9 protein-coding genes are annotated in these 10262 nt (G+C 58.2%); 4 read left to right on the top strand and 5 right to left on the bottom strand.

Annotated features, from left to right (window positions below; genetic code table 11):
• The first annotated feature begins 2 nt into the window (after window positions 1-2).
• The 4 genes from ACA056_RS23755 (at window position 3) to lpxC (ending at window position 4436) form a co-directional block, all read left to right on the top strand.
• The gene (locus tag ACA056_RS23755) at window positions 3-872 is read left to right on the top strand and encodes a cell division protein FtsQ/DivIB (protein ID WP_497268210.1); all 870 of its coding nucleotides are present in this window, start codon (window positions 3-5) and stop codon (window positions 870-872) included.
• Window positions 873-887: 15 nt separating this feature from the next.
• Window positions 888-2147 (top strand): cell division protein FtsA, encoded by a 1260-nt coding sequence (ftsA, locus tag ACA056_RS23750; protein WP_033061341.1) that lies wholly within the window; start codon window positions 888-890, stop codon window positions 2145-2147.
• A 71-nt stretch (window positions 2148-2218) separates the two neighbouring features.
• Window positions 2219-3412, top strand: a complete 1194-nt coding sequence (gene ftsZ, locus ACA056_RS23745) for a cell division protein FtsZ (RefSeq protein WP_033061342.1) — start codon at window positions 2219-2221, stop codon at window positions 3410-3412.
• Window positions 3413-3524: 112 nt separating this feature from the next.
• The gene (gene lpxC, locus ACA056_RS23740) at window positions 3525-4436 is read left to right on the top strand and encodes a UDP-3-O-acyl-N-acetylglucosamine deacetylase (RefSeq protein WP_497268207.1); all 912 of its coding nucleotides are present in this window, start codon (window positions 3525-3527) and stop codon (window positions 4434-4436) included.
• Between the two features lie 69 nt (window positions 4437-4505).
• Here the strand turns inward: lpxC and ACA056_RS23735 are convergent, their stop codons facing one another.
• The 5 genes from ACA056_RS23735 to ACA056_RS23715 all read right to left on the bottom strand — a co-directional run bounded on the left by ACA056_RS23735 (window position 4506) and on the right by ACA056_RS23715 (window position 10253).
• Complete coding sequence (locus ACA056_RS23735; RefSeq protein WP_497268205.1) at window positions 4506-6002, bottom strand: diguanylate cyclase; 1497 nt, start codon at window positions 6000-6002, stop codon at window positions 4506-4508.
• A 147-nt stretch (window positions 6003-6149) separates the two neighbouring features.
• Window positions 6150-7469 carry an OprD family porin gene (locus ACA056_RS23730; RefSeq protein WP_497268203.1) on the bottom strand — a complete coding sequence of 440 codons (1320 nt, stop codon included), beginning with the start codon at window positions 7467-7469 and terminating at the stop codon, window positions 6150-6152.
• Between the two features lie 195 nt (window positions 7470-7664).
• Window positions 7665-7889 carry a hypothetical protein gene (locus ACA056_RS23725; protein ID WP_497268201.1) on the bottom strand — a complete coding sequence of 75 codons (225 nt, stop codon included), beginning with the start codon at window positions 7887-7889 and terminating at the stop codon, window positions 7665-7667.
• A 332-nt stretch (window positions 7890-8221) separates the two neighbouring features.
• Window positions 8222-9586 (bottom strand): heavy metal sensor histidine kinase, encoded by a 1365-nt coding sequence (locus ACA056_RS23720; RefSeq protein ID WP_497268199.1) that lies wholly within the window; start codon window positions 9584-9586, stop codon window positions 8222-8224.
• A complete protein-coding gene (locus ACA056_RS23715) occupies window positions 9576-10253 on the bottom strand; it encodes a heavy metal response regulator transcription factor (protein ID WP_007916978.1) in 678 nt (225 codons plus the stop codon). Before ACA056_RS23715 ends, ACA056_RS23720 begins: the two co-directional genes overlap by 11 nt.
• Window positions 10254-10262 lie beyond the last annotated feature (9 nt).

Raw genomic sequence — 10262 nt, 5'->3', positions numbered from 1 at the left:
CCATGCAAGGCGCACAGCTGAGACATCAGCCCTCCGCACCACCTGGCCGCAAGCCGGTGCCGCGGGGTGCCAGCCGAATGGTGGCCAAAGAGCCGATGTCTGCGCGCCTGCCGAAAGCCAATTTTGGTTTTCTGAAAAGCCTGTTCTGGCCAGTGCTGTTGGTAGCGCTGGGTTTCGGCACTTACGAAGGCGCGCAGCGTTTGTTGCCGTACGCCGACCGGCCGATCACCAAGATCAACGTGCAGGGCGATTTGAGTTACATCAGCCAGCAAGCGGTGCAGCAGCGGATCGCCCCCTACGTGGCGTCGAGCTTCTTCACCATTGACCTGGAGAGCATGCGTACCGAGCTTGAAACGATGCCATGGATTGCCCACGCCGAAGTGCGTCGGGTGTGGCCGGATCAAGTGGTGATTCGCCTGGAAGAACAACTGCCGGTGGCCCGTTGGGGCGATGAAGCGCTGTTGAACAACCAGGGACAGGCGTTCACCCCGCGGGAGCTGGCAAACTACGAACACTTGCCACAGCTGTTCGGCCCACAACGGGCCCAACAGCAAGTTATGCAGCAATACCAGGTGCTGAGCCAGATGCTCAGGCCGTTGGGCTTCTCGATTGCGCGCCTGGAGTTGCGTGACCGAGGCAGCTGGTTCCTGACCACCGGCGCCGGCAGCGCAGGCCCGGGAATCGAACTGTTGCTGGGACGCGGCAACCTGCTGGAAAAGATGCGCCGCTTCATTGCCATCTACGACAAGACGCTTAAAGAACAGATTACGAACATTGCGCGCATCGATCTGCGCTACGCCAACGGCCTCGCTGTTGGCTGGCGGGAACCTGTAGCGCCCACGACGGCCCAACCCGCTGTCGCGAAGAATTAAGAAGAGGCAGGACCCATGGCAAACGTGCAAAGCGGCAAAATGATCGTCGGTCTCGATATCGGCACCTCCAAGGTGGTGGCGCTGGTCGGCGAGGTCTCGGACGACGGCACGCTGGAAATCGTCGGGATCGGCACCCATCCATCCCGTGGCCTGAAAAAAGGCGTGGTGGTGAACATCGAGTCCACCGTGCAATCGATCCAGCGCGCGATCGAAGAGGCGCAGCTGATGGCTGGTTGCCGCATTCACTCGGCGTTCGTCGGCGTGGCTGGCAATCATATCCGCAGCCTGAACTCTCACGGCATCGTGGCGATTCGTGATCGCGAGGTCAGCTCCGCCGACCTCGAGCGAGTTCTCGACGCCGCCCAGGCCGTGGCAATCCCGGCTGACCAGCGCGTGCTGCACACCCTGCCGCAGGATTACGTGATCGATAACCAGGAGGGTGTTCGTGAGCCTCTGGGCATGTCGGGCGTACGTCTGGAAGCCAAGGTTCACGTAGTCACCTGCGCCGTCAACGCCGCACAGAACATTGAAAAATGCGTGCGTCGCTGCGGCCTGGAAATCGACGACATCATTCTCGAGCAACTGGCTTCGGCCTACTCGGTCCTGACCGACGACGAGAAAGAGCTGGGCGTGTGCCTGGTGGACATCGGTGGCGGCACCACCGACATCGCGATCTTCACCGAAGGCGCGATCCGTCACACCGCGGTAATCCCGATTGCGGGCGATCAGGTGACCAACGACATCGCCATGGCGTTGCGCACCCCGACCCAGTACGCCGAAGAAATCAAGATTCGCTACGCCTGCGCCCTGGCCAAACTGGCCGGTGCCGGTGAAACCATCAAGGTCCCAAGCGTCGGCGACCGTCCACCGCGCGAGCTGTCCCGTCAGGCCCTGGCCGAAGTGGTCGAGCCGCGTTACGACGAGCTGTTCACGCTGATCCAGGCCGAACTGCGTCGCAGTGGCTACGAAGACCTGATCCCGGCCGGCATCGTGCTGACCGGTGGTACGTCGAAAATGGAAGGCGCGGTCGAACTGGCCGAAGAAATCTTCCACATGCCGGTCCGCCTGGGCGTGCCGCATGGCGTCAAGGGCCTGGACGATGTGGTCCGCAACCCGATTTATTCCACCGGCGTTGGCCTGTTGATGTACGGCCTGCAGAAGCAGTCCGACGGGATTTCGTTCTCGGGCATCAGCAGCCGCGACAGCTACAGCAATGAAGAGCCGAAAGTCGCCTTGCTCGATCGCTTCAAGAGCTGGGTACAAGGCAACTTCTAAAGATTTACCGCAGCACCGTTGTAGATACAGGCAGTAGGCGAAAAAACTAGAGAAATGAAAGGAGAGGGAAAATGTTCGAACTCGTAGACAACATCCCCGCAAGCCCGGTTATTAAAGTTATCGGTGTTGGCGGAGGCGGCGGCAACGCCGTCAACCACATGGTCAAGAGCAACATTGAAGGCGTTGAATTCATCTGCGCCAACACTGATGCCCAAGCGCTGAAAAGCATCGGCGCGCGGACCATCCTGCAACTGGGCACCGGCGTGACCAAAGGTCTCGGCGCTGGCGCCAACCCTGAAGTAGGTCGTCAGGCCGCTCTCGAAGATCGTGAGCGCATTGCCGAAGTCCTGCAGGGCACCAATATGGTGTTCATCACCACTGGCATGGGCGGTGGTACCGGTACCGGTGCTGCGCCGATCATTGCTGAAGTGGCCAAGGAAATGGGGATTCTCACCGTTGCGGTGGTGACTCGTCCGTTCCCGTTCGAAGGCCGAAAGCGCATGCAGATCGCCGATGAAGGCATCCGTCTGCTGTCTGAAAGCGTCGACTCGTTGATCACCATTCCCAACGAGAAGCTGCTGACCATCCTTGGCAAGGACGCAAGCCTGCTGTCCGCATTCGCCAAGGCCGACGATGTACTGGCCGGTGCCGTTCGCGGTATCTCCGACATCATCAAGCGTCCGGGCATGATCAACGTCGACTTTGCCGACGTGCGTACCGTGATGAGCGAAATGGGCATGGCGATGATGGGCACTGGCTGCGCCAGCGGTCCGAACCGTGCACGTGAGGCCACCGAAGCGGCCATTCGCAACCCGTTGCTGGAAGACGTGAACCTGCAAGGTGCACGCGGCATCCTGGTGAACATCACCGCCGGTCCTGACCTGTCCCTGGGTGAGTACTCCGACGTGGGTAGCATCATCGAAGCCTTTGCTTCCGAGCACGCGATGGTCAAGGTCGGTACCGTTATCGATCCGGACATGCGCGACGAACTGCACGTGACCGTGGTTGCCACGGGTCTGGGCGCGAAAATCGAGAAGCCTGTGAAGGTTATCGACAACACCATGCACACGTCCGTGGCATCGCAGCCGCAGCAACAAGCGCCTTCGCGTCAGGAAGCGCCTGCTGTGAACTACCGTGACCTGGACCGTCCGACCGTCATGCGCAACCAGGCTCAGGCCGGTGCTGCGACTGCCGCGAAGATGAATCCGCAAGATGATCTAGACTATCTGGACATCCCGGCTTTCCTGCGTCGTCAGGCCGATTAATGGAATGTATCAGGGCTATGAAGGTGATTGGTGTTCAGCAAAGGTCTGGTCTGCTATCATCGCCAGCCTTTGTTGATACCAGTTCGCAATTTGCGCTGAAGCGGCCCAAGCCATGATTAAACAACGCACACTGAAAAATATTATCCGTGCTACAGGTGTAGGCCTGCACTCCGGGGAGAAGGTATACCTGACCCTCAAGCCCGCACCTATCGACACCGGCATTGTGTTTGTTCGTGCCGATCTCGACCCTGTGGTGCAGATCCCTGCCCGCGCGGAAAACGTTGGTGAAACCACGATGTCGACCACATTGGTCAGTGGTGACACCAAAGTGGATACGGTGGAGCACTTGCTCTCGGCCATGGCTGGCCTGGGCATCGATAACGCCTACGTCGAGCTCTCCGCGTCTGAAGTTCCGATCATGGATGGTAGCGCTGGACCTTTCGTATTCCTGATCCAATCGGCCGGCCTGGAAGAACAGGACGCCGCCAAGAAGTTCATCCGGATCCTGCGGGAAGTGACAGTGGAAGACGGCGACAAGCGCGCCACTTTCGTCCCTTTCGAAGGTTTCAAAGTGAGCTTCGAGATCGATTTCGATCACCCGGTTTTCCGTGACCGCACACAAAGTGCAAGCGTGGATTTTTCCAGCACTTCGTTTGTAAAAGAAGTCAGCCGCGCCCGTACCTTTGGTTTCATGAGTGATATCGAGTACCTGCGCAAGCACAACCTCGCACTCGGCGGCAGCGTTGAAAACGCTATTGTGGTCGACGCGGATGGTGTACTGAACGAAGACGGCCTTCGCTATGAAGACGAATTCGTGAAGCACAAGATCCTCGATGCAATTGGTGACCTCTACCTGTTGGGCAATAGCCTGATTGGTGAGTTCAAGGGCTTCAAGTCCGGACATGCATTGAACAACCAGCTGCTGCGCAAGTTGATTGAGCAGACAGATGCTTGGGAAGTCGTGACTTTCGAAGACGCCAGCAGTGCACCGATCTCTTACATGCGTCCAGTTGCGGCCGTGTAAGTAAAAAACCTCTCTAGTTTTTTAAAGGCTACCTTCGGGTGGCCTTTTTTTATGCCTGCGGGAAAGGCCTCAATTGGCAGCGACCACCCGATTACGCCCACTTTCCTTGGCCTGATACAGCGCCTTGTCCGCTGCATACAATAGCTGTTCCAGATTGATCTCGGCGGATGTGGTCCAGGTGCTTATACCGATACTGACAGTAATCGGCGACTCGGCACCTGCCATCAGCGGCAATTGCTCCACTGTCGCGCGGATGTGTTCGGCAATCTGTTGCGCACCCTGGCTGTCTGTTTCCGCGAGAATCACCGAAAACTCTTCGCCGCCGTAACGGGCGACCAGATCCGCTGGTCGCCGCACATTGTCGGAGATCACTTTGGCCACCGAGCGCAACGCATCATCGCCACCCTGATGCCCATGTCGATCGTTGAAGGCCTTGAAGTGGTCGGCATCAATCATCAGCAGCGACAATGGCTGGCCGGAACGTTGAGCGCGGAACCACTCATGACGCAGGACCTGATCCAGCGTTCGGCGGTTGGCCAGGCCGGTCAAGGCATCGGTGGCCGCCAGTTGCGCCAGTTCCTGTTCGGCGTTGTGGCGCAGGCGCAGTTCCCGGCTGAGCAGCCAAGTCAGCCAGAGCAAGCTGATGCACAGCGCAATAGTCGCAACGCTAACCACCACCGCCGTGCGCTTCCACGAGGCAAACACTTCATCACTGGACAGTGCAACGATGACGATCAACGGCAAGTTGCCCACCTTGGAGAACGTGTACAGGCGTTTGTCCTTATAGCGGCTTGAAGCACCGGTGAAGCTGCCGTTGCCTTCTTTGACGATGCGCTGGAAGTTGGGGCGGTTGCTGAAGTCCTTGCCAATAAGCTCTTCGGCCAGGCGGGGTTCCTGAGCCAGAAGAATCCCGTCCGAGCTGATCAGGTTGACCGAGCTGTCACGACCGATGCTCAAGCTGTTGAACAGTTGATCGAAATAACTCAAGCGCATGGCGGCTTCGGCCACGCCAAGAAATTCGCCCTGTGAGCCGCTGACCCGGCGACTGAAGCTGATTCGCCATTCATGTTCAGGCTGTCTGGAACGGAAGGGACGGCTGATGAGCATGCTCGGGTCGCGATTGTTCACGTGCGACTGAAAGTATTCGCGGTCAGCAAAATTGCCCTTTCTGGGCTCTACCGAGGCCGAGTCGGCGATCACGTCGCCCTTGTTGTCCAGCAACAAAATGTCGCCCTTGTACGGCGCGGCAGTGGCACGGTCAAACAAGGCCAGATGGCGGATGGCAGGGGAAACGCTCTTGAGGTCTTCGCGCTGCGAGGCAGCGATCAATCCGAGCAAGGACAGGTCATAGAGTTCGACGTTGCGTAGCACGTCGGCGTCAATCAACTGCACGATGTTGGTTGCTGCACGAGTGGCAGACTGTTCAGCATTGGCGCGTTCGCGAATGAGCAGGAACGCCACGATGCTCAGAATTGCAATCACCAGCAGCAAACTGCCGAGAACCAGAAGCCGCTCCGATCGCGTCGACCGGATCGGATGGTGAGATGGTGCACTGCTCACACTCATGGTTCTGACTTCTGCTAATGAGGCGTTATGAAAGTGTTTTGCAAGACTCAGGCAGAATCCCAGAAACCGTTTGTGTGCGGAGCGCCTGTATAAATCCCGGATAAAAAAAAGGCCAGCAAAACATGCTGGCCTTTTACTTATTGAAGCTTAGAAGACATTGAGCGGGTAGTCGACGATCACCCGGTATTCATCGGTGTCCTGATCCAGCGCGCCGTAGCCGTTGCCTCCACGGTTGGTCGCCCATTGCAGGCGCAGCGCCAGGTTTTTGGCCTTGCCGCCCTGAACCACATACTTGAGATCAATGTCGCGTTCCCAGTGCCTGGCGTTTTTGCCATCAGCGCTGTACCACGAGGCATAACCGGGGCTGTCCGGATCGACCTTGGTCAAGTCCAGTTCACCTCGTGAGTAAGAGACCGCCGAGGTCAGACCGGGAAGACCGAGCCCGACAAAGTCGTAGGCGTACTTGAGTTTCCATGAGCGTTCGTTCGGGCCGTTGAAGTCCGAATACTGCTGGGAATTGTCGAGGTAGACGCTGTCGCCCTGGCTGATGTAGTCGAACGGCGTGTTGCCGTTGACCCGCTGGTACGCGGCGGTAACGCTGTGGTTACCCACACCGACGGTGAAATGCAGGCTGTAGGTGTTGTTGTCGATGTGGCCCAGTAGCGCATCGCCGGTATCTTGCGTGTGATAGGCGTGCAGGCCCGGGTTGAGGCTGACCAGATCATTCAGCGCGTAGGTGTAGTCCAGATCGTAGTAGTACTGGTTCCAGATGTCCTTGAGTTCGGAAGCATAGAGGCTGCTGGTCAACCCCGGCAGGCCGCTCCAGGCCACGCCGGCCCAATTCAGGTGCTTACTTTCGTCACCGTCGGCCAGGCTGCCGTAGGACGTGCCGATTCGGGTGTGTCCGCTCTGGTTGTAAGGCTTGGTGAAACTCGCCTGGCCACCTTCAATCATCCAGCCGTCGAGACTGTGGTTGGTCAGGCTGACGCCGCGAAAGGTCTGGGGCAGCATGCGGGTTTCCCCGCCGGCGATCACCGGGTTGGTGAGAAACAAGTCACCGGCCTTCAGTTCGGTATCGAAGGCACGCATTTTCAGCGTGCCGCCCGCCGTCGAGAACGAACCTGGCGCTTTGCCGTTGCCATCGCTGATCGGCAGGATACTCGACCCGTCGGTACCGCCACCGCCGTCGAGCTTGAGCCCGAGCATGGCGTGGGCGTCAACGCCGAAACCGACGGTGCCCTGGGTGTAACCCGATTCGAAGGTGCCGAGGAAACCCTGGCCCCATTCAATGTTGTCATCCGCCTGCTGCAGGCGGTTGCGGTTCATGTAGTAGTTACGGGCGTTGAGGTTGAGGCTCGATCCTTCAACGAAACCTTCGGCGTTTGAGTCATCTACGGCGTGAGCAGCAGGCGCCACCGTTGCAGTAATTGCAATGAATAACGGGCTGAATCTAAGAGGGAAACGCACTAGCGGTAAGGCTCCTTGGGTCAACTAAGAGCCTCATTGTATTGAGACTCAAAATGTTTCTTGTTAGGAGAGACGAACTGAAGCTGTTTAAAACCACAACGAAAAAAAGCCGCTGATAGCAGCGGCTTTGAAGACAACTTTTCAAAGGGAAGAGCCGATGAAAAGTGTCGAGGGAAACAAAGCGATACTTAACAATCAGCTGTCTTTCTCAATCCGTGGCTGGGCTTGAGTGCTTGATGCTTGAGGGGTTTGCGCAGCTTCCTGAGCCTTGGCCGTCATTTCGCTCTGATGCTGTTCGAATGCAGCAGCGCGTGCGGAATTTTTCGCGACGAACGTCTGCGATTCTTCGGCGATGGCGAACGGAGACAGAAACAAAGAGGACAAAACGAAAGCGCTGGCAATACCCATAGTGTTGGACATCTTTAAAACCTTCTTGCTTGGCAAGTGCTGTTTGGTGCGGCAACGATAAGGGGGATTGGAGAGGGGAAAAAGAGTGGATTCATGAAAGGACTGTTGCGCTTAAAGCAACAGTGGCGCTTTGCGTTGTTGCGAAAGGGCCCCCCCTCACCCCAACCCTCCCGAAACGTCGGACCGCCCCACAGGGGAGAGGGGGAAAGGGAGCCGATCTTCGTAGTTTTCGAACCTGAGTTCGGCTCGGGCGTTCAGGTCGATGTAGCTCCAAGAACAACTCGGTCAGTCCCCTCTACCTCTGGGAGAGGGTTAGGGTGAGGGGGATCTCGAGTCGAACTCTGTCAGACGGGAAGATGAATCCCAAACGTATTCATGCCGTGATCACTGCGCACAAACACATCCCCGCCATGCATCAACGCAATCGCCTTGACGATCGCCAACCCCAACCCATGGTTGTTGCCACTGTTGCTGCGCGACGCATCGACCCGATAAAAACGCTCAAACAACCGCGGCAAATGCTCGCCGGCAATCGGCGACCCTGGGTTCGCAACCCCGATGCTGACCTGATGCTCCTCAACCTCGATCCGCACCTCAATCACCTGGCCAGGCTCGGTGTGCTGCACCGCATTGCTCAGCAGGTTGATCAACGCCCGGCGCAGATGAGCAATCTCGATCCGCACCTGCGCGTCACCACTGACTTGCACCTGAACCTGCGCGTCTTCAAGGATGAAATCCAGATACTCCAGGGTCGTGGCCACTTCATCGGCCAGCGATGTGGAGGTCAGTTTGGTGGCTTTGCTGCCTTGGTCGGCGCTGGCGAGGAATAGCATGTCGTTGATGATCGAGCGCAGCCGCTCAAGCTCCTCAAGGTTCGATTGCAGCACTTCAAAGTAGTGTTCGGCGGATCGCCCGCGAGTCAGCGCAACTTGGGTCTGGCCGATCAGGTTGGTCAGGGGCGAGCGCAGTTCATGGGCCACGTCCGCATTGAACGACTCAAGGCGTGAGTAAGCCTGTTCGACCCGCTCCAGTGTCGAGTTGAACGAATTGACGAACTGATTCAGTTCCGGTGGTAGCGGCGACAGTTGCAGGCGACCGGACAACAACGGCGGTGTCAGTCGCTGGGCTTCCTGAGACAACTTGATCAGCGGCTTGAGACCGATCCGCGCCACCCAATAACCGAGGGCCGACGCCAGCAACACGCCGATGATCGCCAGGCTGATCAGGGCAATCAGCAAATGGTGCTGAGTCTGCAAAAACGTCTCGGTGTCGATGCCGATCATGAAGCGCAACGGCGGGCGTTGATCCTTGGCCGGGAACTGACTGACCAGCACTTTCAGCGGATAAGGCTGATCCGGCAGTTTCAAGTCGCGCATGCCCAGCGGACCTTCGGCAAAGGCGCGGATCTGCGGCGTCAGGTTGCCGTATTCGTAGTGCGGATCACCGCTGATGATCCAGAAACTGATGCGCTTGTCTTCTTCGCCGAGCAGCTTGAGCTTGTTGTTGATCTTCACCCAATGCTCAGGCGTGCCGTAACGGCCGACGGTGGATTCGAGCACGCTGTAGCGCGCGTCCAGCTCCGCCTCGGGTAACAGGCCCAAGCCTTTATCGACCTGCTGGTACAACGCCCAACCGATCAACAAAAACACCAAAAGCGCCACCAGCGTGAACATCCCGCTCAGGCGCAGGGCAATCGAATTACTGGACACCACGGCTCTCCAGCACATAACCCATACCACGAATCGTGTGCAGCAGTTTCTCGTCGAACGGCCCATCTAGCTTGGCCCGCAAGCGTTTGATCGCGACTTCGACCACGTTGGCGTCGCTGTCGAAATTGATGTCCCAGACCATTTCGGCGATGGCGGTTTTCGAAAGAATTTCACCCTGACGGCGCGCCAGTACGCTGAGCAGCGAGAACTCCTTGGCGGTCAGGTCCAGGCGCGTACCGGCGCGGGTGGCTTTACGGCTGATCAAATCTATCCACAGGTCGGCGATGCTCACCTGCACCGGTTCGTGACCGCCGCTGCGGCGGGTCAGCGCTTGCAGGCGCGCCACCAGTTCCAGAAAGGAAAACGGTTTGCCGAGGTAATCGTCGGCACCGTCGCGCAGGCCTTTGATGCGATCTTCCACACGTTCGCGGGCGGTGAGCATGATCACCGGGGTTTGCTTGCGCGCACGCAACGCGCGCAGTACGCCGAAGCCGTCGAGGCCCGGCAGCATGACGTCGAGGACGATCACCGCGTAGTCGCTTTCCAGCGCCAGGTGCAGGCCTTCAACGCCATCGCGCGCCAGGTCCACGGTGTAACCCTGTTCCGTCAGGCCGCGGTGCAGATAATCCGCGGTTTTTTCTTCGTCTTCGATAATCAGAACGCGCATGACCCCGCC

Source organism: Pseudomonas sp. LBUM1666 (genome assembly GCF_059695775.1).
Note: the sequence above shows the minus strand (reverse complement) of the source record. Positions and strands in the feature narration are given on the sequence as shown.